Source organism: Photobacterium gaetbulicola (assembly GCF_003025515.1).
GTDB classification, from domain to species: Bacteria; Pseudomonadota; Gammaproteobacteria; order Enterobacterales; family Vibrionaceae; genus Photobacterium; species Photobacterium gaetbulicola.
Genome location: NZ_PYME01000015.1, coordinates 1 through 25,439, shown reverse-complemented (window position 1 = coordinate 25,439; position 25,439 = coordinate 1). Strand labels below are relative to the sequence as shown.

The 25,439-nt window shown below is 50.5% G+C and carries 21 protein-coding genes; 8 read left to right on the top strand and 13 right to left on the bottom strand.

Going from position 1 to position 25,439, the window contains the following annotated elements; all coding sequences use genetic code 11:
• Nucleotide 1: 1 nt before the first annotated feature.
• Entirely contained in the window at nucleotides 2–1,096 is a 1,095-nt protein-coding gene (gene mnmH / locus C9J03_RS14135) for a tRNA 2-selenouridine(34) synthase MnmH (protein WP_044622875.1), read from the top strand.
• On the opposite strand, the gene C9J03_RS26745 is transcribed toward mnmH, so the two are convergent.
• Nucleotides 1,093–1,260 carry a hypothetical protein gene (locus tag C9J03_RS26745; protein ID WP_156149937.1) on the bottom strand — a complete coding sequence of 56 codons (168 nt, stop codon included), beginning with the start codon at nucleotides 1,258–1,260 and terminating at the stop codon, nucleotides 1,093–1,095. The two genes, mnmH and C9J03_RS26745, sit on opposite strands and share 4 nt — an antisense overlap.
• Between C9J03_RS26745 and C9J03_RS14130 the strand changes: the two genes are divergently transcribed.
• Nucleotides 1,259–3,235: a DNA topoisomerase III gene (locus C9J03_RS14130; protein ID WP_044622876.1), complete on the top strand. Its 1,977-nt coding sequence runs from the start codon at nucleotides 1,259–1,261 to the stop codon at nucleotides 3,233–3,235. The genes C9J03_RS26745 and C9J03_RS14130 overlap by 2 nt on opposite strands.
• 32 nt (nucleotides 3,236–3,267) lie before the next feature.
• On the opposite strand, the gene C9J03_RS14125 is transcribed toward C9J03_RS14130, so the two are convergent.
• Nucleotides 3,268–4,902 carry a GGDEF domain-containing protein gene (locus tag C9J03_RS14125; protein WP_044622877.1) on the bottom strand — a complete coding sequence of 545 codons (1,635 nt, stop codon included), beginning with the start codon at nucleotides 4,900–4,902 and terminating at the stop codon, nucleotides 3,268–3,270.
• A 269-nt stretch (nucleotides 4,903–5,171) separates the two neighbouring features.
• Nucleotides 5,172–5,867 (bottom strand): SDR family oxidoreductase, encoded by a 696-nt coding sequence (locus C9J03_RS14120; protein ID WP_044622878.1) that lies wholly within the window; start codon nucleotides 5,865–5,867, stop codon nucleotides 5,172–5,174.
• Nucleotides 5,868–6,039: 172 nt separating this feature from the next.
• Here C9J03_RS14120 and C9J03_RS14115 point away from each other — a divergent pair, with 172 nt between their 5' ends.
• Nucleotides 6,040–6,315, top strand: a complete 276-nt coding sequence (locus C9J03_RS14115) for a hypothetical protein (protein WP_044622879.1) — start codon at nucleotides 6,040–6,042, stop codon at nucleotides 6,313–6,315.
• A gap of 71 nt (nucleotides 6,316–6,386) precedes the next feature.
• On the opposite strand, the gene C9J03_RS14110 is transcribed toward C9J03_RS14115, so the two are convergent.
• Both C9J03_RS14110 and C9J03_RS14105 read right to left on the bottom strand, forming a co-directional pair.
• Entirely contained in the window at nucleotides 6,387–8,234 is a 1,848-nt protein-coding gene (locus C9J03_RS14110) for a DUF3413 domain-containing protein (RefSeq protein WP_044622880.1), read from the bottom strand.
• Nucleotides 8,235–8,284: 50 nt separating this feature from the next.
• Entirely contained in the window at nucleotides 8,285–8,503 is a 219-nt protein-coding gene (locus tag C9J03_RS14105; protein ID WP_039459229.1) for a YejL family protein, read from the bottom strand.
• An 84-nt stretch (nucleotides 8,504–8,587) separates the two neighbouring features.
• Here C9J03_RS14105 and yejK point away from each other — a divergent pair, with 84 nt between their 5' ends.
• The 3 genes from yejK (at nucleotide 8,588) to C9J03_RS14090 (ending at nucleotide 11,491) form a co-directional block, all read left to right on the top strand.
• The gene (gene yejK / locus C9J03_RS14100; RefSeq protein ID WP_044622881.1) at nucleotides 8,588–9,601 is read left to right on the top strand and encodes a nucleoid-associated protein YejK; all 1,014 of its coding nucleotides are present in this window, start codon (nucleotides 8,588–8,590) and stop codon (nucleotides 9,599–9,601) included.
• Between the two features lie 202 nt (nucleotides 9,602–9,803).
• The gene (locus C9J03_RS14095) at nucleotides 9,804–10,979 is read left to right on the top strand and encodes an Hpt domain-containing protein (protein ID WP_044622882.1); all 1,176 of its coding nucleotides are present in this window, start codon (nucleotides 9,804–9,806) and stop codon (nucleotides 10,977–10,979) included.
• Nucleotides 10,980–11,128: 149 nt separating this feature from the next.
• Nucleotides 11,129–11,491, top strand: a complete 363-nt coding sequence (locus C9J03_RS14090; RefSeq protein ID WP_044622883.1) for a nitrous oxide-stimulated promoter family protein — start codon at nucleotides 11,129–11,131, stop codon at nucleotides 11,489–11,491.
• A 110-nt stretch (nucleotides 11,492–11,601) separates the two neighbouring features.
• Here C9J03_RS14090 and fldA read toward each other — a convergent pair whose 3' ends face one another.
• The 7 genes from fldA to nhaC all read right to left on the bottom strand — a co-directional run bounded on the left by fldA (nucleotide 11,602) and on the right by nhaC (nucleotide 21,986).
• Nucleotides 11,602–12,090: a flavodoxin FldA gene (fldA, locus tag C9J03_RS14085; RefSeq protein ID WP_044622884.1), complete on the bottom strand. Its 489-nt coding sequence runs from the start codon at nucleotides 12,088–12,090 to the stop codon at nucleotides 11,602–11,604.
• 104 nt (nucleotides 12,091–12,194) lie between these two features.
• Complete coding sequence (nifJ, locus tag C9J03_RS14080; RefSeq protein WP_044622885.1) at nucleotides 12,195–15,767, bottom strand: pyruvate:ferredoxin (flavodoxin) oxidoreductase; 3,573 nt, start codon at nucleotides 15,765–15,767, stop codon at nucleotides 12,195–12,197.
• 141 nt (nucleotides 15,768–15,908) lie between these two features.
• Nucleotides 15,909–17,258, bottom strand: coding sequence for a hydroxylamine reductase (gene hcp, locus C9J03_RS14075; RefSeq protein ID WP_044622886.1), 1,350 nt, complete (start codon nucleotides 17,256–17,258; stop codon nucleotides 15,909–15,911).
• Nucleotides 17,259–17,673: 415 nt separating this feature from the next.
• Nucleotides 17,674–18,795 (bottom strand): M20 family metallopeptidase, encoded by a 1,122-nt coding sequence (locus C9J03_RS14070; protein WP_044622887.1) that lies wholly within the window; start codon nucleotides 18,793–18,795, stop codon nucleotides 17,674–17,676.
• A gap of 80 nt (nucleotides 18,796–18,875) precedes the next feature.
• On the bottom strand, nucleotides 18,876–19,340 hold the full coding sequence (locus tag C9J03_RS14065; protein WP_044622888.1) for a YjiG family protein: 465 nt from the start codon (nucleotides 19,338–19,340) through the stop codon (nucleotides 18,876–18,878).
• The gene (locus C9J03_RS14060; protein WP_039469356.1) at nucleotides 19,340–20,059 is read right to left on the bottom strand and encodes a nucleoside recognition domain-containing protein; all 720 of its coding nucleotides are present in this window, start codon (nucleotides 20,057–20,059) and stop codon (nucleotides 19,340–19,342) included. Before C9J03_RS14060 ends, C9J03_RS14065 begins: the two co-directional genes overlap by 1 nt.
• Before the next feature lie 475 nt (nucleotides 20,060–20,534).
• Complete coding sequence (nhaC, locus tag C9J03_RS14055) at nucleotides 20,535–21,986, bottom strand: Na+/H+ antiporter NhaC (RefSeq protein ID WP_044622889.1); 1,452 nt, start codon at nucleotides 21,984–21,986, stop codon at nucleotides 20,535–20,537.
• A 796-nt stretch (nucleotides 21,987–22,782) separates the two neighbouring features.
• Here nhaC and asd point away from each other — a divergent pair.
• Complete coding sequence (gene asd, locus C9J03_RS14050) at nucleotides 22,783–23,901, top strand: aspartate-semialdehyde dehydrogenase (protein ID WP_044622890.1); 1,119 nt, start codon at nucleotides 22,783–22,785, stop codon at nucleotides 23,899–23,901.
• A gap of 97 nt (nucleotides 23,902–23,998) precedes the next feature.
• On the opposite strand, the gene sodB is transcribed toward asd, so the two are convergent.
• A complete protein-coding gene (gene sodB, locus C9J03_RS14045) occupies nucleotides 23,999–24,583 on the bottom strand; it encodes a superoxide dismutase [Fe] (RefSeq protein WP_039456908.1) in 585 nt (194 codons plus the stop codon).
• A 299-nt stretch (nucleotides 24,584–24,882) separates the two neighbouring features.
• Here sodB and C9J03_RS14040 point away from each other — a divergent pair, with 299 nt between their 5' ends.
• Complete coding sequence (locus C9J03_RS14040) at nucleotides 24,883–25,221, top strand: Grx4 family monothiol glutaredoxin (RefSeq protein ID WP_039456904.1); 339 nt, start codon at nucleotides 24,883–24,885, stop codon at nucleotides 25,219–25,221.
• The last annotated feature ends 218 nt before the right edge of the window (nucleotides 25,222–25,439 follow it).

Below are 25,439 nucleotides of genomic sequence, written 5' to 3'. Positions count from 1 at the left end.
TATGTCGCGTCCTAATTGCCAAGATTTCCGCCAGCTGTTTATCAACGATACGCCACTGATGGATATGCGTGCGCCGGTAGAGTTTGAACTCGGTGCTTTTCCAGCCTCCGTTAACCGTCCGCTGATGCAGGACGAAGAGCGCAAGGCGGTGGGCACCTGCTACAAAGAGCACGGCCAGGAAGCCGCGATTGCCCTTGGCCACGAGCTGGTGCACGGCGATATCAAAGCCCAGCGGGTAGCACAGTGGAAGGCCTTTTGCGAAGCCAACCCTGAAGGGTATCTTTACTGTTTCCGCGGCGGGCTGCGCTCGCGCATTACCCAGCAGTGGCTCAAAGAAGCCGGTGTTGACTACCCCTTTGTCGAGGGGGGCTATAAGGCCCTGCGACGTTTCTTGATCGATACCATCGATGATGTTGCCACCAAGCCGATGACCCTGATTGGCGGCAACACTGGCTGCGGCAAGACGATCATGGTCAATGAGATCGGCAACGGTATCGACTTGGAAGGAGCGGCGAATCACCGAGGTTCGTCCTTCGGTCGCTATGTGACTGCCCAGCGAACGCAGATCAATTTCGAGAATGTGCTGGCGATTGCCATGCTCAAGAAGCAGGCCGCGGGCGTGTCGCACTTTGTCTACGAGGACGAAGGTAAGATCATTGGCTCGGTCAGTGTTCCCTTGACGATCAACCAAGCCATGCAGCAAGCGCCTATCGCCATTGTTGATGATCCGCTGGATGTCCGCCTCGAGCGTTTGTTGGATGATTACGTGGTGCGGATGCAACGTGACTTCTGTGCTGAATACGGCGAACAAGAGGGATGGGAGCGGTTTGCCCAGTACCTGGAGCGTGGAATGTTCAGTATCCGCAAGCGTCTTGGCTTCCAGCGCTATGAAGAGCTGCTGTTGGTCCAGCAGCAGGCGGTCAAAGCGATGCAGGCCACCGGTGAGCTTGGCGGTCACTATGATTGGTTAACCCTGTTGCTTGAGCAATACTACGATCCTATGTATACCTACCAGCTCGGCAAGAAAGCGGATCGCATTGTCTTCCGTGGTGAATATGCTGAGGTCAAGGCATGGTTGGCTGAAAATTGCGCCTAACTCATTGATGTTAAGCCCAGCATCCGCTGGGCTTTTTTCTGTCCAACAGCCAGCCTGATGTCGAGTGGCCTGTATCTATATCCAGTATTTTCTTGTTCTCCCCAGACTTTTTTCTTATAGTTCAGCCAAGACTTTCCAAAGCGATTCAACTGAACTTCAACCATGTCTCGTCTATATATTGCAGAAAAACCCAGCCTGGGGCGCGCCATTGCCGCGGTCTTGCCACGTCCTCATAAAAACCATGATGGCTATATCGAGGCGGGAAACGGGGATATCGTCACCTGGTGTATCGGCCATCTGCTCGAGCAGGTCGAGCCGGATGCGTATGATGAGAAGTATAAAAAATGGCATATGGCTGACTTGCCAATCGTGCCGCAGCAGTGGCAGTTGGTTCCCCGCAAATCGGCCAAAAAACAGTTGGGGGTGGTGCGCAAGCTGTGCAAGCAGGCAGGCGAAGTGATCCATGCGGGTGACCCGGACCGCGAAGGGCAGTTGCTGGTGGACGAGGTGATTGACTACGTCAATCTTGCCCAGGGCAAGAAAGCTGCCATGCAGCGGTTGCTGATTTCCGATCTTAACCCTGCGGCAGTTAAGCGGGCACTCGGCAAGCTGCGCAGCAACCGTGATTTTATCCCGCTGTCGGTATCGGCACTGGCTCGCTCCCGGGCTGACTGGCTGTATGGCATGAACATGACCCGTGCCTATACCTTGCTTGGCCAGAAAGGGGGTTACCGAGGTGTATTATCGGTTGGCCGGGTGCAAACGCCAGTACTGGGGTTGGTGACCCGTCGTGATGATGAAATTACCAATTTTGTCCCAAAGCCATTCTATGAGCTGTTTGCACTGATCCCGTACCAGCAGCAGGAGATCCGTGCCAGATGGAAACCGAGCGAAGCTTGTAAGCCTTGGCAGGATGAAGACGGCAGGGTGATGAACCGCAAGCTGTGTGAGAACGTTGTCAGCCGCATTAAAGGTCAGCCAGCGGAAGTAACCGCGTCGGAGCGCAAGGAAACCCGGCAGGCTCCTCCTTTGCCCTATTCACTGTCGGCCTTGCAGATTGATGCCGCCAAGCGCTTTGGTATGAGTGCCGCCGATGTGCTGGCCACATGTCAGTCGCTCTACGAGAGACACAAGGTGATCACTTATCCGCGTTCAGATTGCCGTTATTTGCCAATGGATCACCTGCGCCAGGCTGGGGATGTTTGCCAAGCCATTGCCAATACAGACAGCCAGCTTGGCAAAGCGGTGGACGGAGCAGATACTAGCTTCAAATCAAAGGCGTGGAACGACAAGAAGGTGGATGCCCACCATGCGATTATCCCCACGCCAAAGGCGGTCAATGCCGCGAGCCTGAGTGGCAGCGAGCAGAAGGTGTACCAGCTGATTGCCAGGCAGTACCTGATGCAGTTCTACCCGGCGGCGATTTACAGCGAGGCAAAGCTGGAATTCACCATTGCCGGTGGGCTGTTTGTGGCCCGGGGACGCCAGTTGATGTCGGCTGGGTGGCGTACTTTGCTGGGGCGTGATGAACCCGCGGACAATGAGGCGGATCTGGCTGACAAAGTGCCGCCGCTTGACAAGGGAACGGTCCTGACCTGTCGCGATGGCGAGATTGTGGATAAGATGACGGAGCCGCCCAAGCCGTTTACCGAGGCCACGCTGTTACAGGCGATGACCGGAATTGCCCGCTTTGTCTCCGACAGCTCGCTGAAAAAAATCCTCCGAGAGACCGATGGGCTCGGCACGGAAGCAACCCGTGCCGGGATCCTGGATATTTTGTTTAAAAGGCAATTGCTGATGCGTCAGGGCAAAAGCATCCATGCAACCGATGCAGGCAAAGGCCTGATCTATGCGCTGCCGGACGAGGCGACCTATCCGGATATGACCGCTCATTGGGAACACCAGCTGCAGGATATGGCCGATAAAAAGTGTGCCTACAAACCGTTCATGAATGCGCTGGAAGTCCAGGTGACCCAGATGATGGAAACGGTGAAAACCTGTGAGGTTCCCCAGAGCCTGCGCGACCTAAAATCGCCCGAGCCCTTTAAAACGAAGAAGCGTCGTTCGAGTAAAGGAACGAGAAAACCGGCTGCGGGCAGTACCCGCAAGGGCGGGACGAGGAAGCGGCGTTCCAGTTAATCATCCGGATCAGCAAGTACACGACATTGCCGCTAGCTTAGAATGTCTACAATTAGCCGCTGGTTACGGCCTCCGCTTTTTGCCTCGTAGAGGGCAGAATCGGCCATTTTGAAGAAAGCGTCAGGGGTGTAGCGTGTTGAAGGCGTGATGGTGGCACCGCCAATACTGATAGTGACAAACTCCGTAGTCTGCTCTGGATGCGGGTCCCGAGCAAGGCGTAGCCGGCGAATGGCGTTCAGGGCTTTGTCAGCCGCGTAGTGGGTAGCACGGTTATCTTGACCCGGTAGCAGCAGGACGAACTCCTCTCCGCCGTAACGGGCAAACAAGGCTCCGGCTCGCCGCTCAACCTGCGCCAGGGTTTGGGCAATGGTTTTGAGGCATTCGTCACCGGCGGCGTGGCCGAAGCTGTCGTTGTACTCTTTGAAGTAGTCAATGTCTATGATTAATATCGATAGCGGAAGCTGGTGCCGGTCGGCCCGTCGCCATTCATCAATAAAGCGTTCATCGAAAACCCGGCGGTTTGCTACCTCGGTCAGCGGATCTTCACGCGATACCTTCTGAAGTTTGGTGTTGGCTCGTTGCAGAGCGTGGGTTCGCTCGGCAATCCTCTGTTCCAGCTCGCCGTTGAGCTTCCTCAGTTTTTCCTCTGCTTGGCGCCTGACCAAGTGCTGCGAGACAATGAAGCCGAATTGTTTGAGGAGCTGATGAAAGTGATCCGGGAGTGGCAGGCCTCTTAGCAGGTTGTCACAAGCGATCCAGCCAATAAGGGTATCTTCATCCCATAGGGAAATGTAGGCGCTCCAGCCGAAGCCGACTTGTTTGAGGTCATGATAGAGCGGGGTGTTTTGTTCGACGACGAGATATTCTTTCTGCCCGAGTGCATGGGGGGTAAACCACATATCAGGGATATCTGATTCGAAGTTACTTTCGTTGACGGTATTCCCTTGCAGATCGGTGCCGTAAGTTCCCTTCATTCGGTTACTGGCCTGGAATAAAAAAATGGCCATTCTGTCGATATTGAGCCGCTGCTTGGCTTCGTCAACGGCGGTGAACAGCATGCTATCGATTGAGTCGGCACGCCAAAGCTTGAAGGAAATGTCATGCAGGGCCTGCAGTTGTCTTTGCAGGGTATGCTGTTCGTTTTGGCGGATTTTCATCTCTCGTTCCGCAACACGTTCTTTGCTGAATTTACTCAGGAAAATACTATCGAACATCGAGGCATTCAACTCGGCAGCCAGTAATGCCGCGAGAAAGTGAAAATCGTGGCTCTGAAGGTGCTGGTTGTCAGCACTTTCGGGGAAGTCGATAAGCATGCAGCCAATGTTTTCCGATTGCCGCTCTAAGGGAAGCAGCAGCCACTGTCCCGCGTTGTGAGGATGGAATACCGGCCACTGTTGCGTAATGGCCAAGTTGATCAATTCTGCCGGTAGCGAGGGGATCTCCAGATACGGAATAGGCGGATAATGATACTGGGTACCTTGCTCATCCATGTTCAGGATAATTTTCCACTGATTGCCATAGGCCAGAGCAATAACCGCACGGGTGACTGAAAAACGGAGAGCGAGGTTGTTGCAGATCTGCTCGCATGTTGTTTGAAGATTATGGGATTTTCCGCTTTGGGCAAGTAGACGATCGTAAAATTGCCGGACTTTATGATATTGGATCAATTTACCTTCCACCCTAAATGACTATGCACTCAATACGGATACGGCACACTTGGATCATGATTCTTGGTGCACAATCTATTGTTACGTTTTTTTTACCTGTATAGATAAATGGATACTGCAAATTGGCTTATTTCTCCTGGCGAGAAAGCCTTTCTGCGACGCATCATACGTGTGGCTGCAACTGGCTGACTTATCAATCAGTGGTTTTTCGGGTGAAAACTCTGGGGGAAGCCGCGATAAAGTGTTCGTTTTCATCGCGGCTTTGGCCGTTACCAAGGCAGGTAATTACCCTGGTAGTCCATGAACAAGCCGGAGTCGGCCGGAGTGAGGTTATCGATGACTTTTTTCAGGCCAACGGCTGAGGTTTGACTATCGATTAGCGCATTCGGTCCGCCCATCTCTGTCTGCACCCAGCCAGGGTGAAGGGCGATAGTGATAATCCCCTCGGCCTGGAGATCGTTCGATAGGCTCTTGACCACGGAGTTGAGAGCTGCCTTGGAAGAGCGGTAGATATAGCCGCCGCCACTGGTATTTTCGGCCATGCTGCCTACTTTGGAGGAAACGCAGGCAATCATACCGGGCGTTCCTTCTTTGAGCTGAGGGTAGAAGGCCTCTGCCAGCTTCAGCGGCGCAATAGTATTGATTTCCAATACTTTTCGCCATTCTTCGGCATCAGTGTTACCAAAACCATACCCTTTAGGGCCGTAGTAGCCTGCGTTATTGATAAGCAAGTCTAGACTGATGGACGCCATCGATTGGGCGAGATGCAAGATGGCATCGTGGTTGGTGACATCTAGCTCGACGATGGTCAGGTTGGGAAACAAGCTTTGCCTTTGGGTCAGCTCATTTGCACGGGCAATATCGCGGCAGGTCGCATAGACCCGCCAGCCGGCTTCAAGGTAAGCCACGGTCAACGCCAGTCCCACGCCACGGTTTGCGCCAGTAATTAAGACGGTTTTATTCATTTTTTATCCTTAACCCGCTGCTCTTTGGGGAAATATCACACTCAATAAGAGGCTGAAAAATAGAGAATATTAATCAGGTAGGTATAAAGATAGCGGAAGTATCGAAACTAAGACAGGCTGAAGTACTGTTCTCCGCTAAGTTTTAGGTGTTTACTTTCATATATGGATATTTATGACTCTTTCACCAACATTGATGGGGCTCCCCCTTGCTCTGCTCCTTCTGGCGGGGTGTGCAGATTCGCGTCACGACACGCTGGCTGAACTCGGATTTACCCGACCTTACTTAGATGGATACCAAGACGGGTGTTTCAGCCGCAAGAACGAACCGGCAACGCATCTGGATGGTTTTCGTCAAGATCCCGAAAGAATGGAGGCCGACCATAAATATGCTTACGGTTGGCAGGATGGGTATGAGCAATGCTATGCCGATAATACCGATTACCTGTAGTTAGCAGGCAATAGCGTCAAGGAAATAGGAAGGGCAGCCATGGGCTGCCCTTTTATTTTAAATGTTCTGTTTTATTGCTCTGCTCTGTAAAACCGTTTCATCTCGTGCATAGCCTGCATCAGGGTTGACAGCTTTGGTTTGGCAGAATCCATCCGTTTATAGTCTTGGTCATAAACCAGATAGTTACCGTATTTATCAATAACAGTGGTCGATTGTGGCTGGATCATCACAATGTCTTTTTCATTACCCGCCAAAATCCAGCGGCGCTTGGCCGAGGGGCTGAACAAACTGTTGCCACTGCTGTAGGAAGATGAGGGGGTTGTGGTGTTAAACAGTGACTCCATCAATGTTGGGGCAACATCAAGGTGGCTGGTGAGCCTGTCGCTCACTGAGGAAACGCTGCCCGGCCAATGGATAACCATTGGCACTTTCAATTGATATTGGCTGTAGTTGCTGTTTGCACCCCAGCTGTTACTTCCGGTTTCGTTGAATTCAGTACCGTGGTTCGCCGTAATAATGACAATGGTGTCATCCATGAGCTGTCGGTTAACCAGCTGGTCGAAGATACGGATCAACTGCTCGTCAATAAAGTAAGCTGCATTACGGTAGCTATTTTTCAATATCAGGTTAGTGTTCTGGCCTGAGATGTTGCTTGAACCCAGTGATGGCTCAAATTTTGGAGAGTAATCCCCACCTTCTTCAAAGTTCTGTACTGACGTAAGTTCAATGTAGCTGAACCAAGGTTTTTCACTGTTCTGGGCTTTAAGCCATGACGCCCAGCTATCCACGACTTCGGCATCTTGATCTGTCGTGGTCATTTCCTCGACCGGGAGACCATTGAAAATCGCGTCGGAGTATATCGGATCCTGACGAAGGTTATCGCCACCGAACAAACCAAAATGGTAGCCACGTTGTTCAAGCGTACTGACAAGAAGCGGTCTGGCGTTGCTTGAGCGGGCGCTGTTGATATAGCTGCTCGGCAAGCCGTAGAAAAGGCCAAAGATCCCGGCAGTATTGTCGTTGCTGCTGCTGTAGTGGTTTTCGAAATCGATATTTTGGCTGGCGAAGGCTGACAGGTAAGGCATGGTTTCGGCCTCAACCATATCGCTACGTAACCCATCAATCATTACGATCAGCAGATTTTTGCCTGTTCCTGGATCATCAAATGCCATTTTCTCCAGCGGATAGCGCAGCTGTTCGCTGGTTTCGATCCCCTGGGCATTGAGACGCTCGGTATATTCTTCACGGTCCAGCAAACCATGCTTTTCCATGAAGCTTTTGGCTGTCATTGGGTAGGACAGTGGAAAATTTGAACGCTGTACGGTGATCGGGCGGTACAAATTGGCATCAGCCCAGATGTACATGAGGTGGCTGCTGATAAAGCAGATCCCAAAGACTGTTGCGATTGGAACCCCGACATGTTTGCGGGTAAGCTTTCTCAATTTGCGCCACAGCCATTCAGACAGCACCAGCTGGAGCAGGAAGATGACCGGGACGGTAATAAACAGGTATTGCCAGCGGGCATTGAGTTCAGTGCGCTCACCGCTGAGCAGTAAATCCCACACCAGGGGGCTCAGGTGAAGATCCAGCGTTTCATACGCATGGGTATCAAGCAGCAATGCGGTTAGGCCTGTGGTGGCCACTAACACGGCAAACAGCCGCATCAGACGCTGAGAGGGGATCAGGAAGCTGGCCGGGAACAGGATCAGGATGTAGAAACCGAAGACCAGAAAGCCGAAGTGGCCGACCCAGCTGAACAGCAGGTAGAGTTGGCCAAGCAGGGATGCCGGCCACTCAGAATGGACAATATACCGCGTACCCAAAAGCATGGCGGCGATGATATTGAAAAAACTGAACCAGTGTCCCCAGCTGATAAGCTGAGAGACTTTGTCTTTGTAATTGTTACCGCTGGAGACCATAGATGTCAGTGTTTCCCAGTCCTATATAGCTGTGGCACAAGCAAACAAGATTAGTCTTCTTTGACAGAGGACTGCAGAGCCTGCGCGAATTTATCTGCAATAGCTTTCCTTTGCGATGCAGGAACATCGGCATTGATGATGTTGGTGGCAATGTTGCCCACGATCATCAGCGCGAGTTCTGCAGAAGCATCATGCTTCTCTAATACATCGAACATATCTTCAATGATTTGTTCAACTTTTTTATTGGTGTATTTTGAAGTAATTGGCATAGGAAGTCTTGTTTAATCTTGTTTAATGTTAAGGAAAGCGACTTATAATAACCTACACTTTAGATTTACTGAAATTTTTCCATTATGAGTCTCACGCTTTCTAACGTCATTCTTCATCAAATAGTCAAGAATGAAAACGATGAATTGGAAATTCATCTTCGAAAACAATCCCTTGATAATAACACTGCGACCGAGGATCTGGTTTCGGAGCTCCATCGGGTTTACAGCAGCAAAGGTGCCAAAGGGTTCGGCCACTTCTCTGACGATAGCGAATTTGGCCACTGGCTGAAACAGACTCGTCGTGGTGAGTTGGACTTTCTTACATTTTCTAATCAGTCGGCTCAGCGCCTGCAGGCCGAGCTGGCCAAATACCCGTTTGCCGAGACTGGCACACTGGTGATTGCCGAGTACCAATCGCTAGCGACGGATTACCTGTTTATCGGCCTGCTGCCTACCTGTCACAGTATGAAAGTGACCGAGCAACTTGATATCAGTGCGACCGATTATCTTGATGTCTCGAAGATGGATATTGTTGCCCGCATCGATCTGTCATCGTGGGAAACGGATGCAGATTCTAACCGTTACCTGACCTTCATCAAGGGGCGTGTCGGTCGCAAGATTTCTGACTTTTTCCTTGATTTCCTGCAGGCAGAAGTTGGCCTGGATGTCAAAGAGCAGAATCAGGTTCTGATGCAGGCTGTGGAAGATTTCTGTGCCGATTCGCGTATGGATAAAGAGGAAAAGCAGGAATACCGCAAGCAGGTGTACGATTACTGTAACAGTCAACTGCAGGCTGGTGATGAAGTGACCGTCAAAGAGCTGGCTGCTGAGCTTCCCGAGTCTGAAGACGGGACTGATTTTTATCAGTTCACTTCACAGCAGGGCTATGAGCTGGAAGAAAGCTTCCCCGCCGACAGAACGGCGATGCGTAAGTTGACCAAGTTTGTTGGCTCAGGTGGTGGTGTCACCATTAATTTTGATGGCATGCTACTTGGTGAGCGTATTTTCTACGATGCCGATACCGATACCCTGACTTTGAAAGGGACACCACCAAACTTGAAAGATCAGTTACTACGCCGACTCAATAGCGACGGCTAGAGCTCTGGACAACGGGTGGCCTCTCGGTTACCCGTTTTTTGTGTAAAGTTGCACTGCATATCAACTAAGCTGTGATTTTGGTTGTACCTCTCTAATTTTATTGCCTACAGTTCTTGTATAGCTTTCTGTACCTATTGGTTTTTTTTTCAATACTAGGTCTGAGTGTGTTTCATCGCCATCGTTAAGATGGACAGGAGTGACCATGACAAATGCTTGCGGCAAAAACTCTACCTCCCCTTTGAGATCTCATAGTTCCAGGAAAAGTGTTGTTGGTACCGTACTTATCGTTGCCGCGCTGCCGAGTCTGTATCTTGGGGTTAACTTGTCTGGAGTGGTGGGCTATTCACTCATTGTGTTCTCGGTGATGGCTTTGGTGGCTGCGTTGGGGCTTGGATTCAATTTGCTGGTAAAGCCAAGAGAAGACGCCGATATCGGCACGGATGCCACAACAGGCTCAACGAACGAAGACACTGTAAGCTCTCGCACAGTGCTCGACGCGGAACCATTGAGTCTTTCGCCTGAAGTGGAGTCAATGCTGGTTTTCGACAGTGATTTCCTGCTCGAGACCATGGATGGTGAACGCGATATGGTGGCGATGCTGCTGGAGGTCTTTGTCGATGAACACTTCAACGATGGCCATAAGATTGTAATGGCGCTTCAAGCCGGTGATCTGGATCAGGTACAGATGATCGCTCATAGCCTCAAAGGGGTGGCGGCCAGCCTGGGCACCGAACAAGTCCACGCATTGGCTGAACAGATCGAACGCGAAGTAAAAGCTCAGGCTAATAGTGAAAAGTTGGAAAAGTTGTGTGAATTGTTGAAGATGGTCTTTACCCCGGCGGCACTGGAAATCCAATCATTCCTTGAGGAATGCGCCAGCTTCAGGTTGCGAGAATCGCGCAATGAAACCTCTTCCCTGATAGGTAGTCCCCGTGTTATTCCTTTGGATAGTGACCCCAGCGAGGCTGTCATTGCTAATATGGCGGCAGCGCCTGCCGATGATGACGCAAAGGAACGGCCTGCCTCCCCCTGGCTCGATATCACTGCTCTGCTTGAAAGTATGGATGGTGATGAGGACGCGGTGTGCATGTTGCTCGAGATATTTATTGAGGACAATGCGGGGAAAGGTCAGGTATTGGTATCAGCAGCATCAGAGCCCGGCCAGCAAGAACACGCGTTGAATGTCGTCCATGCGCTAAAAGGGGTGGCAGCCAGCCTCGGGGCGGCGCCTTTACGAGATTGCTGCGAAGAGGCAGAAACCAAGCTCAAACACAACCAAATCGTTTCAGAGGGTGAATGTCGTGATATCGAACAAATCTTGAATAAAACAATCGCCCAGGCAGAGGTTCTTCTGGCCAAAGCGAAAGTAGACGCCTAGTGGCGTGCTACATAAGACTGAAAGGCGAGCGTTGCTAGCAGTATTTTCTCTCGGTCTACTGTCATATGGCTGAGTGATTTGTTTGTTCGCTTGCCTAAATTGATCGAGATCATATAAATGATGTGGCGGCAGTGGATAATAGCGCCACTATGATCGTTCTAACTTCTGGTCCAGCTCGTCAGCAGCGTGAGTTGGATACCGCAAAGGCGATGATTCGCCTTTACTGCAAAACGCTGCATCGTGGTGCCATTATGTGCCCTGAGTGTGAAGGGTTAATCAAATATGTCGAACACCGCGTAGAAAAATGTCGGCTCGGTAATGAAAAGCCTAACTGTATCCAGTGTAAGAGTCATTGTTATCAGCCTTCGAAACGTCTGCACTTTAATCATGTGTTGCGATGGGCTATGCCGAAACTGGCATGGCGGCGTCCGCTGCAAACCTTAAAGTTCAAGATTGACTGCCTGCGCCGTGGTGAACAAGTCGATAACTCCTCATCTTCCTTACAGCAGTAGTTCTCTTTTTTGTCACATCTTGACTGTGTAAGTTGGCTTTAGAGGCGAATCCCGAACAACAAGGGCTGCGATTGCAGCCCTTGTTGTTCAATTTTTCTATCTCTAACGGCTTAAAGGCCTAGCGTCGATAGCCACGTTGCAACGCGATCGTCAGTCAGTTCTGGCTGGCGATCTTCGTCCAGCGCCAACCCTACAAACTTTCCGTCTTTTACTGCTCGGGAGTCATTGAACTGATAGCCGTCCGTTGGCCACTCGCCGATCAGCTCACCGCCGGCTTCTTCGACCATTTCCGCTAGTTCGCCCATGGCATCGAGGAAACTATCAGGGTAGTCAATCTGATCGCCAAGACCAAACAATGCCACCTTCTTCCCGGTTAAATCGGCCTCTTCCATCTCTGGGACAAAGTAATCCCAATCGGGTTGCATCTCGCCGTAGTTAGCCGTTGGGGTGCCGAGGATCAGCACATCATAATCATCAAAGATGTCACTGCTGGTGCCCGCGATATCCTGCGGTTCCAATGCCAGTTTTGCCGCGATTTTTTCTGCTACTTTTTCGGTGTTACCGGTATCGCTGCCGAAGAAAATACCGATGTTAGCCATAATTTGTTTCTCCTAACTATTTAATGCTGGCTGGCTGCTGAGAGTAATAAAACGCTGGCCAGCCGCTTTGTGATCTTGTTGAGTTGCACACCCGTTGGACTGGGTTATTCGTTGTTGTCTTGAGCCGGTTTCCACTGGGCCAGTTGTTCGAGTAACTGCTGTTTGTGGTTTACCTGCTGGCGAAGGCGGTTGAGGTTCTGTTCATAGCGCTGCGGATCTTTGCGCTTGATTTGGGTAAAGCGTGCTTCACGGCCAATAAGCTCTTCGATATCTTTCTTGGCTGGTTTCGAGTCCATCTGCAGCGCGGCACGGCCTTTGGCAACCCGGCGTGGATCAAAGCGGAATAGCGGCCATAGCCCTGAATCCACCAATAGTTGCTGATGCTCGACGCCTTCCGCCATGTCAAAGCCATGGGTGATGCACGGTGAGTACGCGATTACCAAAGACGGTCCAGGATAGGCTTCTGCTTCCTGCAGGGCTTTGATGGTCTGGTTCATGTTGGCACCCAGCGCGATCTTGGCGATGTAGACATTGCCGTGCATCATCATGTTGAGGGCCAAATCTTTGCCTTGGCTGGTTTTGCCCTGAGTGGCGAATTTTGCCACGGCTCCGGTTGGCGTCGCCTTTGACTGCTGGCCGCCGGTATTGGAATAACCCTGGGTATCCATCACCAGTACGTTGACATTATCGCCGCCGGCAAGGACATGGTCCAAACCACCGTAGCCGATGTCATACGCCCAGCCGTCGCCACCAACAATCCAGTTGCTTTTCGCGACTAGGTCGTCGGCACAGGCGTCAAGCTGGCGCATTGAATAAGGCAATGCCGCCCGCAGACGGGTGAGGTTACCGCGTTGGCGGACAACGGCGGTTTCGCTGCTGTCGAAGGCGTCCTCGCGGATCTGGTCGAGCAAGTCTGCGGGGACAATATCGCGGGCACTATCGAGCAATGACAGGGCATTATTGCGCTTGCTGTCCAATGCCAAGCGCATGCCCAGGCCGAACTCGGCATTGTCCTCGAACAGCGAATTGGCCCAAGCCGGACCCCGGCCATCACTGTTGACGGCGTAGGGTGTGGTCGGCAGGTTACCGCCATAGATTGACGAACAGCCCGTTGCATTGGCAATCAACAGGCGGTCACCGAATAGCTGGGTGAGCAGTTTGACATAGGATGTCTCGCCACAACCCGAGCAGGCGCCGGAGTACTCGAACAATGGCTGCAGGAGCTGGCTGGTGCGGGCATCAATGCGCTTGATATCAATGCGTTCCACTTCCGGCAGTTGCAGGAAGTAATCATAGTTTGTGCTCTGCTGCTCAATGACTTGTTGCTTCGGCACCATATTGATGGCCTTACGCGCCGGGTTGTCTTTGTCACTGGCAGGACAGGCCGTGGTGCACAGGTTACAGCCGGTGCAGTCCATTGGAGATACCTGCAGGGTATATGCTTGGCCCTTGAAGTCACGCTGCTTGTAATCGGTATGTTTGAAACCTTCCGGGGCATCAACCAACTCACCCGGCGCAACCGTCTTGGCTCGGATGGCCGCATGCGGGCACACCAAGGTACAGATATTACACTGGGTACACAGATCTTCTTCCCAGACCGGGACTTCCTGGGCAATGTTACGCTTTTCCCACTGGGTAGTTGCTGTCGGCCAGCAGCCATCAACAGGGAAAGCACTGACAGGCAGTTGGTCACCTTTGTCGGCCATCATCATGGCGCTGACACGCTTGACCAAGTCCGGTGCGTTTTCGCCGACCACTGGCGGGCGACGGAAAATACTGGTGGCTTCATCCGGAATAGCGACAGCATGCAGGTGTGCAACAGCTGCATCAACCGCAGCGTGGTTGGCCTCGACAATTGCCGGGCCGCGCTTGCTGTAGCTCTTCTCGATAGCATCCTTCAACTGACCAAGCGCCTCATCGAGCGGCATCAGGTTGCTCAGGGCAAAAAAGCCCGCCTGCATGATGGTGTTGATACGGTTTTTCAGCCCAAGCTCACGGGCAAGTTTTACTGCGTCAATCACATACAGTTTCAACTGGCGGCCGATGATCACCTGCTGTACTTCCCGTGGCAGGTGCTGCCATACGGTGTCAGCATCGTGTGGGCTATTGAGCAGGAGGCTTGCTTTAGGTGCGGCTCTTTCAAACATCTCCAGCTTGTTGATGAACTGGAACTGGTGGCAAGCGATAAAGTCCGCCTGTTCGATCAAGTAAGGGGCTTCGACGGGATGAGGGTCAATGCGCAGGTGTGAGGTGGTGATCCCGCCCGATTTTTTCGAGTCGTAGACAAAGTACCCCTGGGTGTGCAACAGGGTATTTTCACCCAGGATCTTGATGGTGTTCTTGTTGGCACTGACGGTTCCGTCGGCCCCCAAGCCATAAAACAGTGCACGCAGTCGTCCCGCAGGCTCGATGTCGATAGCGGTTGGCTGAGGTAGCGACAAGTGGGTGATGTCATCGATGATGCCCACCGTAAACGGATGCTTGATTTGCTGTTCTAGCATGGCGTTGAAAATGCCAGCCGCATGCGATGGTGTGAATTCTTTGGAGGACAGGCCATAGCGACCACCGACAATCGAAGGCATGTGCGGAAATTGCTGGTTGGCAACAGCCTGCTGCAAGGCGGCCAAGACATCCAAGTAGAGTGGCTCGCCCAAGGCACCCGGCTCTTTGGTGCGGTCCAGTACTGCGATACGTGCCACCGAAGTCGGTAATACCGCAACCAAATGTGAAAGCGAGAACGGACGGTACAAGTGAACGGTAATGACTCCGACCTTTTGCCCGAGAGCTAGCTGGTGGTCAACAGCTTGTTTTACGGTAGCAGAGGCTGAGCCCATCACCACAATCACGTCATCGGCTTGTGGGTGGCCGTAGTAGTCAAACGGGCGATATTCACGACCAGTTAGTTCGGCAAACTGGGTCATTTTCGCGGCGACGATATCAGAACAGGCCTGATAGAACAGGTTTGATGCTTCGCGGGCCTGGAAGAAAGTATCCGGGTTTTGTGCGGTACCGCGGATGCTCGGGGCATCTGGAGTCAGGCCTCGTTCACGGAAGGCGTTGACCTGCTCGCTGTCTATCATGGCATGTAACGTCGCGTCATCAATCACTTTGATTTTGTTGATTTCATGCGAGGTACGGAAGCCATCGAAGAAGTGAACGAAGGGTACACGGCTTTCCAATGTCGCAGCTTGGCTGATAAGCGCAAAGTCATGGGCTTGCTGCACACTGCCTGCCGCCAGCATGGCAAAACCAGTTTGGCGCACTGCCATTACATCAGAGTGATCGCCGAAAATTGATAAGGCATGAGTTGCAAGGGTACGGGCGGCAACGTGCATAACGAACGGGGTGAGTTCGCCCGCAATTTTGTACATGTTCGGGATTTTAAGCAGTAACCCTTGCGAAGAGGTAAAAGTGGTCGACATCGCGCCGGCCATCAGGGCACCGTGCACGGCTCCGGCAGCCCCACCTTCTGATTGCATTTCAATAACGCGAGGGACTTGGCCCCAGATATTTTCCTTTTGCTGGGATTCCCATGTCTCGCAGGCTTCCGACATCGGGGAAGACGGGGTGATAGGGTAGATACCGATCACTTCATTACAGCGGTAAGCGATTGATGCGGCGGCTTCATTGCCGTCCATGGTGACAAACTGCGATTGGCTTTCAGGATGAGTAGACATGACTGGCTCCAATGGGCAAGCCCTGTTTAACAGGTGCAGGTAATCGACACAGGCAAACACGTTGCTGTGTTATTGTTTTAATTAAGGGTAGGCCGACCCCTAGTGGGTAGCAGAGGGCCGGCCTGAGGGCATGACTGCCGTTTACACTTCAACCACGTCTAGCTGTGGCTGAGGGTTCAGCATGCGAGCCAAATCGTCCTTGGCATCACCAGTTAGCTGCAGGTTGAACTGCTGCTGCAAGAAGGCAAAGATATCTTCGTTAACAAACTCTGGTGGATTAGGGCCCAAGTAGATGTTTTGGATACCCAGGTTGAACAGCGCCAGCAGGATCAATACCGCTTTTTGCTCCATCCAAGACAGGACGATATTCACTGGAAGATCGTTAACAGGTACTCCCATCGCATCGCTCAATGCCAGCGCAATCATCACTGCGCCGTAGCTGTCGTTACACTGGCCAAGGTCTAGGTAGCGTGGGATCTCTGTGCCCGGAACGGTACCGAAGTCATGGTCGTTGAACCGGAACTTACCGCACGAAGAAGTCAGGATGATGCAATCTTCCGGAATCGACAGGGCCAACTCGCGGAAGTAGTCATTCGGCTTGCCTGGCTTGTCACACCCGGCAACCACGAAGAACTGCTTGATCTTGCCTTCGTTAACCGCTTCAAGGATCTGCGGAGCCAGACCTAGAATAGTCTTGTAGTTGTGGCCAGTCATCAGGGTTTCTTCGCTGTCGAAGCCTTCGATGTCAGGTAGGCTCAGCGTTTGCTCGATCAATGGAGCGAAATCGTCTTCAAGCTGGCGGCAATTATCGATGCCCACAATGCCGTAGCTGTATAAACGATCTGCATAATCAGCACGACCCGTTGGCGGTACAATACAGTTGGTGGTGACGATAATAGTACCGTTCCACTTCTGGAACAGTTGTTTTTGGTCGAACCAAGCTTTACCGATATTACCCTTAAGGTGGCTGTACTTGCGTAGCTCAGGGTAGCCGTGGGCAGGTAGCATTTCTGAGTGGGTATAGATATTGATGCCTTTGCCTTCGGTGGCAATCAGCAAGCGCTCTAGTAGCTCAAGGTCGTGACCAGTAACCAGGATACCTTTACCTTCAGCTTTGTTTTGCGGCACACATACAGGAGTAGGGATCCCTAAGCGGCCGTGGTGGGCTTCACCGAGACGAGACATCATCTCGCTACCAGCACCACCAATTTTCATCAGCTGGGCGATATGCTGATCGAAGCTGAAGTTAACGTTAGTCAGCGTGAAGTATAGGGTTTCGGCAATCACATCATCGACTGATTTGGTGTCTGCACCTAGATCATCGGCATGAGTACGATAGGCAGAAAGGCCTTTCAGGCCGAAAATCATAATATCTTGTAGGCGGGAAAGGTTTTCGTCTTTACCACAAGTACCTTGGGTTTTTCCCGTGCTACCACAACCGCCAGTCTGGGCCATAGAGCATTGGTGACAGAACATTGCTAAGTTCGACATTATTGCATTCCTTTAAAGGTGTATTTATATTGCAACTTATGGGGTGAGGATAAGGGCAAAGAGCAGTAACGTCATTGATCGAGATCATTTTTGGTAAATGACATGTATTTTAAATACTGGTTATGGTGAGTGTATCGAAATGTATGGATTGTAAGGGTGCTATTGAACGGTGTTTTGTATTTGTGTAGCCTATTGCTCGCGGGTTGATTATTTGTGGTAATTATGACTATCTCTATGAGAATTAAAGAAAAGCTGGCCCAGGCACACTTAGCGAGGGTGAGGGAGAAACATATAGAGGCTTACCAAACAAATGAAAAGCGCCGAATACGTTCGAAGGGATATGTAAAGGGTGTTTGCTCATAATGAAAAAGGGCGCTGTCGCGCCCTTTCGTCTAATACGGTGAATTAACGATAATTAACCCGCAATTTTAGTCAGTACTTTCTTCAGCAGCTGGATACGAGGCTCGATAGTTTCAAGCTCAAGGTATTCGTCTGCGCTGTGGAAGCCGGCACCAGCAGGACCAAGGCCGTCCAGAGTAGGGATGCCCAGAACAGCAGTCAGGTTGGCGTCTGAACCGCCGCCGACTTCCTGCCAAGTAATGTTGATACCAAGTTCCTGGCCTGCTTCTTCTACCATAGCCATCAACGCTTCTGTCTTCTCAGAAGGGACCATAGATGGTTTGTGCGCTTCGCGGTCAATGGTGATCGTTACACCGTCGACGAACGGCTTTTCAGCCATGGCGCGAATTTTCGCATCGGCAGCAGCGTATTCGTCGTTATCCCAGAAACGAACGTCAACCACAGCTTCAGCGTGGTCTGGAACGATGTTGGCACCTGCACCACCTTTAACGACACCGACGTTTAGGGTCGTGCCGCTTTCGAAGTTAGTCAGCTCGTTAATAGCCAGGATCCAGTTGGCCATTTCAGTGATAGCACTGCGGCCGTTTTGTGGTTCGTTACCTGCGTGTGCCGCTTTACCAGCGAAAGTCAGGCGGTAGCGAGCCATACCCTTACGAGCTTTTACCAAAGAGCCGTCTGCACGGGCAGCTTCTGCTACCAATACATTTTTCGCGTTAACCGCAACGCTCTTCAGCCATTTTTCTGAGTGTAGCGAACCGATTTCTTCATCTGGGTTCATGCATACGCAGATAGACAGCTTGTCCAGGGTTTCCTTGTCCATTTCACGCAGGGCGTAAACAACGTTCAACAGGCCAGATTTCATGTCAGAAACGCCAGGGCCGTAGGCACGCTTGTCATCAAACGTCATTGGGCGAGCGGCTACAGTGCCAACAGGGAAAACGGTATCCATGTGGCCGATTAGCATCACGTCAATTTGCTCTGCTTCAGGCTTGTTGCGAACTTCAAGACCTGTACCAGCAATGCCGCAGTCAATGCGCTTAACGTTCCAGCCCAGATCAACGTATTTCTGTTCCATCTGGTTGGCAATAACTTCAATGCCTTCTTTGGTTAGCGTACCGCAGTCAACATCGATCAGCGGGCGTAGTTCTTCCAAGTAATCTTGCAGTGAGAAACTCATATTAGCTCCTGAGAGAAACCCTTAGGGGTATGAATAGCGACAGGAAAAAGGGGGCAGTAGGCCCCCTTAAAGGTAGTGATTTACACTAGGATGTTCATCACGAACATAGCGACGAATGCGTTCAGAACAGAGATCGCAACCATCACTGGGATGTGGCGGCCTTCTGTGCCGATAACACCAAGGATACGGCCAAGGTACTGAACCTGAGAGCCCATTAGGTAGATAGCAGGGGCAAGGATAGCGATGTGGTTACCGTCAAGGATACCGCTGTCAAACAGGGTGATCACCACACCAACTGCACCGCCCATAGACATCCAAGCACCGATAAGTACAGCTGCTGCTTCACCCGGTAGGCCGAAGACACCCATGATTGGCGAGAACAGCACGCCCATCGCGTCTAGTGCGCCGGTTAGCGAAAGTACTTTGATGATCACGAAAGCCATCAGTACGTTTGGAATCGTTGAGCTGGTAGAGATTGCCCAGCCTTTCTTCGCGCCTTCTACGAAGATATCAGTAACCATTGGTTTTTTAGTTGCTTGAGACATTATGCGGTCTCCTTCTCAGTAGAAACGTTGGTTTTCTTGTCAGTGGCTTTTAGGTATAGGCGGAAGATATTCGCGCCAACAATTTTCATCACGAACATGATGACAACCGCCAGGCCGATTGAAGAGGTTACTGCATTGCTGCCGTCAGCGTAGGTCAGGGTAAACAGTACCGCGCCAGAAGAGAAGAAGTTAACGATGGTTGCACCGGCAGAGAACTGGAACATAGCGAACACATCGGTCTCGCGCTGGTTGATATGGCCTGCTTCCTGAAGCTGGCGAGTCATCGATGCACCTGAGTCAGTATTCTGAAGAGAAGCGATCAGAGCTAGACCGGTATCACCTGGTAGGCCGACTAGCGGGCGTAGAAGTGGTGTCAGAAGCTTACGAGCAGCGTCCAGCGCACCGTAGTGCTCAAGAACATTGATCATACCCAACGCGAACATAACGGTTGGCACCAAGGTTAGGGCGAATAGGAAGCCGTCACGTGCACCGCTACCGCCAGTACCGCGCATTGTTGTTTTTGTCACTTCTACAGCGCCATCAGCGGCCATAGTGACATTGTTTGCCATGGTACCGAAAGAACCGTTCAGGGTGTTGAAATCAAATACACCGTACCATTCGTTGGTCTGTAGTAAACCTGAAAAGAACACAAAAGCGAACGCAAGGGCAATGTATGCACCTATCGTTACCTTTTGGTTTTTTTCTGCTGGATTGCTCATATATAACCTCTTAGGAATCAAAAAGGCCGATTGGCCAAAATAAGGAATCTGTAACAATTCTTCACAACAAAAGCTGCTGTTACAGAGTCCTCAAAACAGAAACGAGGTCATTGTCCCTGATTTAGTTAGGAAATAATTGACGGGGGTCAATATGTGCTACTGAATGCTAATCCAATTGGGGTAATGGGTAGTATTTGTGATCGTGATCTACATTAATATCTCATTCACAAAATTTAATATCACCAAGCAATGTTTTAAAGCATGATTAATTGTTTTTTATATATTAATTAATCATTTCCATGTTGTGCTTTGTGTGTTTTTAAAGTGTTTTTTGGGGCGGTGGGGAATGATAAATATGCCTATTAGCGAGGCTTTGCTAGTATAAGCGTCATTAATATTTGTTTACAACTATTTTATTGTGCAGATAAAGAAAAGGGCGCCCAAAGGCGCCCTGGGAATTACGGGGGAATAAGGGTTAAGCTGTTTGCTGCTGTGCCTGAGTCGCTTGCAGCTGGCTTTCATCGTCGTGGTTGTCAGCTGTTTCTGTTGGCGGGCAACGGTCGACGAACCAACCCATGTAAGACGAGACAATGGTGACGATGATGCACACGAAGCTCAGCCACATGAATGGTGCATATGAGAAAGTTGCCACACCCAAGATGCTCGCCATGTAGATACCATTATCACTCCAAGGCACCATACCTGATGTCAGGGTGCCGCCGAACTCGGCATTACGTGATAGGTTCTTGCGCTGGTAGCCCAAACGGTCGTAGTTCTTGGCACAGATTTTCGGCGTCAGGATCAGGGAGACGTACATTGCAGAGCCAAACACGTTGCCTAGGAAAGCAGTAGCAATAGTCGATACCGATAGGCTGCCTGCCGAGTTAACACGCTTCTCGAAAAGTTTGGCAATCGTCTGTAGTACACCCACTTTATCCAGCAGGCCACCGAAGCCAAGGCCGAATACGATCACCGCTACTGAGCCCAGCATCGATGACATACCACCACGGTTTAGGATTGCATCGATGAAATCAACACCCGAGTCGATAGAGAATGGTGCCCAAGCGGTGTTGAAGGCTACTAGCGGATCCATATCCTGAACCATTACCGCCCAAACGATACCCAGCAGGGAGCCAAGTGAAATGACTGGGAAAGAAGGCAGGCGCAAGGCAAGCAGGGCAAGCACAATGATCACCGGCACGAAAGAGAACGGCGAGATCACAAATTGCTGCTCCATAGCGACGATAACCGACTCAACCTGAGACATGTCGACATTGCCGGCGTAGTGGATACCTACAGCGGTAAAGAGGATGCCGGTGATGATGTAGCTGATCAGGGCAATAGGTAGCATGCCTTTGATGTGCTCAACAATTTCCACATTGGACATCGAAGACGCCAAGATCACCGAATCTGACAGCGGCGACATCTTGTCACCGAAGTAACAACCTGAGAGCACGGCACCGGCAGTCATCGGTGCAGGAATGCCCAGCCCCTGGCCAATACCCATCATGGCAATACCGGCGGTGCCCGCTGCGCCCCAAGAGGTACCGGTCGCCAGTGCCGTCATCGAACAGATCAGCATAGTGGCAAGCAGGAAGATGGATGGGTGGATCGCTTTCAACCCGTAATAAATGATGGTCGGTACAATACCGCCAGCAATCCAGGTACCAACAAGAGCGCCGACAGCCAGCAGGATCAGTACCGCTCCGAGGCCGTTAGCAATGCCTTTGGTGGCCGCTGTTTCTAGCGATTTGTAATCATGTCCAAGTTTTATGCCCAGTGCGATGATCACGAACCAACCAATGTAAAGTGCTAGCTGGATAGGTAAATCGAGTTTCGCAGTAAAAGAGAAAGCCAGCGCAAGAAAAATACCGAGGGCAATAAAGACCTGAGTCAGCGACGGTAGTTTTACTGTCTGTTTGTTCATACTTCTAACCTTGTAAGTTCGAGCCTGTAAAGAGTGAATATTCCTTTGGAGCCTATTTCTCGTTCCAAGGAATTACTTTGTAATAATTTTGATGACCATTACGGCCTGCTAAAGGGGACTAGCAATGATTTGCTGCTACTCTAGCGGATAGCTTTTGTTGTCACGATAGAAAATGTCTCTAGATGTGATCTCATACAAATTGCTATCAAAACCCTTTAAAAATTGATGTTTGCATTTTGATTTATTGTTAATTAAGCGTGCTTAATTTGTTTTTTGTTTGTTTTTTGACTGTTTGTTTGTATTGTTTCCATGTGTGAAATTCCATTAATGAATAGATGATATAACCATACAAGTGGTAATATCCTAGAATTAAGCTTCGCTGCTTATGGTTGTGGTAGGTTATCAATGTGTGGCGAAATGATCAAAAAAAGTGATGGTGATTACTTGTGGTCGTTTCGATTTAATTTAATCTTTCAGCTTTGTTTTTATACATGTAGTGGCGATTTGCGTGCAATTTACCCGGTGGTTGTTTGTCTTCTAGCCCGAAATTTCACCAAAAATAGTGTGGGGATTTAAAGTTAGATAGTGCAGGATGTAATATTATTTGCGGCTTTTCTTTACAGCTTGGTGATTTTTTTTACAGCTTTTTTGCAACTTCTGCTTGAGTTTCCTTGCTGAAATTACTATAGATGGGGGTCTGCCTGTCGTTATAACTATTGGCCGTTTTTGTTTAGATGGTCGTACCAGCAGACCAATAGTTATACCGATAGAACAATGATCAGGGAGTGTTGTGCACATGATGAAAGTAGGATTAGTGGGTTGGCGAGGCATGGTGGGCTCAGTCCTAATGCAACGTATGGTAGAAGAGGGTGATTTCAATGTGATTGACCCTGTTTTCTTCTCTACGTCCCAAGTTGGGATCCCAGCCCCAAATTTTGGTAAGGATGCCGGTGTCCTTCAGGATGCGTTTGATATTCAGCGCCTGAAACAGTTGGACGCGATTGTTACCTGTCAGGGTGGCAGCTATACCGAGAAAGTGTACCCAGCACTTCGCCAAGCAGGCTGGAAAGGCTACTGGATCGATGCGGCATCAACCTTGCGCATGAAAGAAGATTCAATTATTGCCCTTGACCCGGTGAACTTTGACCAGATGCAGCAAGGTCTGCATAACGGTGTGAGTACTTTTGCCGGTGGTAACTGTACGGTAAGCCTTATGCTGATGGCTGTAGGGGGCCTGTACCAGGCCGGCTTGGTGGAGTGGATGACCTCCCAGACTTACCAGGCAGCTTCAGGGGCTGGTGCAAAGAACATGCGTGAGCTGATCAGCCAGATGGGTGTGATCAATGATGCGGTGTCTAGCGAACTGGCTGATCCTTCCACTTCTATTTTGGATATCGATCGTAAAGTCGCCGAGACCATGCGTTCTGATGATTTCCCTGCTTCTGAGTTTGGCGCGCCGCTGGCAGGTTCGTTAATCCCTTGGATTGATGTGAAGCGCGACAATGGCCAAAGTAAAGAAGAGTGGAAAGGCTCGGTGGAAACCAACAAGATCTTGGGGCTTGATAACAACCCAATTCCTATTGACGGTACCTGCGTGCGTATCGGTGCAATGCGTTGCCACAGCCAGGCTTTGACACTGAAGCTGAAAAAAGCCGTGCCTATGGACGAAGTAGAGGAAATTATCGCATCGCATAACGATTGGGTAAAAGTGATCCCGAATGACCGCGATGTGACTGTCCAAGAGCTAAGCCCGACTAAGGTAACAGGGACGCTGTCGATTCCTGTTGGCCGTTTGCGTAAGCTGGCGATGGGTGATGACTACCTCAATGCGTTCACTGTGGGTGATCAGCTATTGTGGGGGGCTGCAGAGCCACTACGCCGCACCCTGCGTATTATCTTGGCTGAAAAGCATTAATAAGGCTTACTTGAGCCAAATAAAAACGCCTGCATTTGCAGGCGTTTTTTCGTTTCAACTCTATGGCAAGTTGAAAGAGGGGGGAATCTTTGCGCGATTAGGCTGCTAGGTTCTTCGCAACGAAGTCCCAGTTAACCAGAGCCCAGAAACCATTCATGTAGTCTGGACGTAGGTTGCGGTAATCGATGTAGTAAGCGTGCTCCCACAGATCAACAGTTAGAAGAGGAGTAACACCTTCTTCAGTCAGCGGAGTACCAGCATTAGACGTGTTAACGATGTCTAGAGAGCCGTCAGCCTTCTTCACAAGCCAAGTCCAAGAAGAGCCGAAGTTGTTGATTGCAGAATCAGTGAATTTCGCTTTGAACGCTTCGAAAGAACCAAATGCTGCGTTGATTGCTTCTGCAACTTCGCCTGTTGGCTCGCCACCTGCGTTTGGCGCTAGGCAGTGCCAGTAGAAAGTGTGGTTCCAGATCTGAGCTGCATTGTTGAATACGCCACCCGTTGAAGTCTTAACGATTTCTTCTAGTGATTTTTCTTCTAGCTCAGTACCTTCGATAAGACCGTTTAGTTTTACCACGTAAGTGTTGTGGTGCTTGCCGTGGTGGTACTCAAGAGTTTCCTGAGAGATGTGTGGCTCAAGAGCATTTTTTTCGTAAGGTAGAGCTGGTAGTTCGAATGCCATTGCTCGATTCTCCATTTTGGTTAAGGGGCGTTTCCCTTGACATTGCTTCCAGTCGGCTAGGGCCAACTTATTATTTGAAACTGACTATTGTCACCGGATTACTATACCGCGAGGTATGGGTCTAAATTGTGACAGTGAAATCATTTTAGCAAGTTTTTTCTTTATTAAAAGAGCTGAAAGCTAAAAAAGAGTTGAAAAATAATGTCCTTACTTTTTTTAGGCATTTTTTTCCGGCACGAGAGCAAGTAGAATGATGTCTGTGATAGTCAACTTATAAAGCAAAGTCGTAAGAGGAAGCTATGGAAACCATCGACAAGATTAAACAACAGATCGCTGAAAACTCAATTCTGTTGTACATGAAAGGCTCACCGAAACTGCCAAGCTGTGGTTTTTCTTCTCAGGCGGCACAAGCGCTGATGGCATGCGGTGAAAAGTTTGCTTATGTCGATATTCTGCAGAACCCTGATATCCGCGCTGAGCTTCCAGCCTACGCGCAGTGGCCTACCTTCCCTCAGCTATGGGTTGAAGGTGAGCTTATCGGCGGTTGTGACATCATCATCGAGATGTTCCAGAAAGGCGAGCTTCAGCCATTGATCAAAGAAGCGGCTGAGCGTCGTGACGGTGAAGCAGCAGAATAATCTGTCGAACGGAGAGTAGGTAGACGGGTTCATCACCGGCTACTAACGCTGTATTCGCAGAGCACCCCGAGGAAGAGTCTTCCTCGGGGTGTTTTTGGTGCGCCGAGCATGGCGTTGTTCTAGGAGGTGAAAGTCCTCTACGGGCTCAGTCGAGCGAGAACCGTTAGCCTATGCAAGGGTGTCCACCGTGAGGTGGGATCTGAAGGAAGCAAACGGCA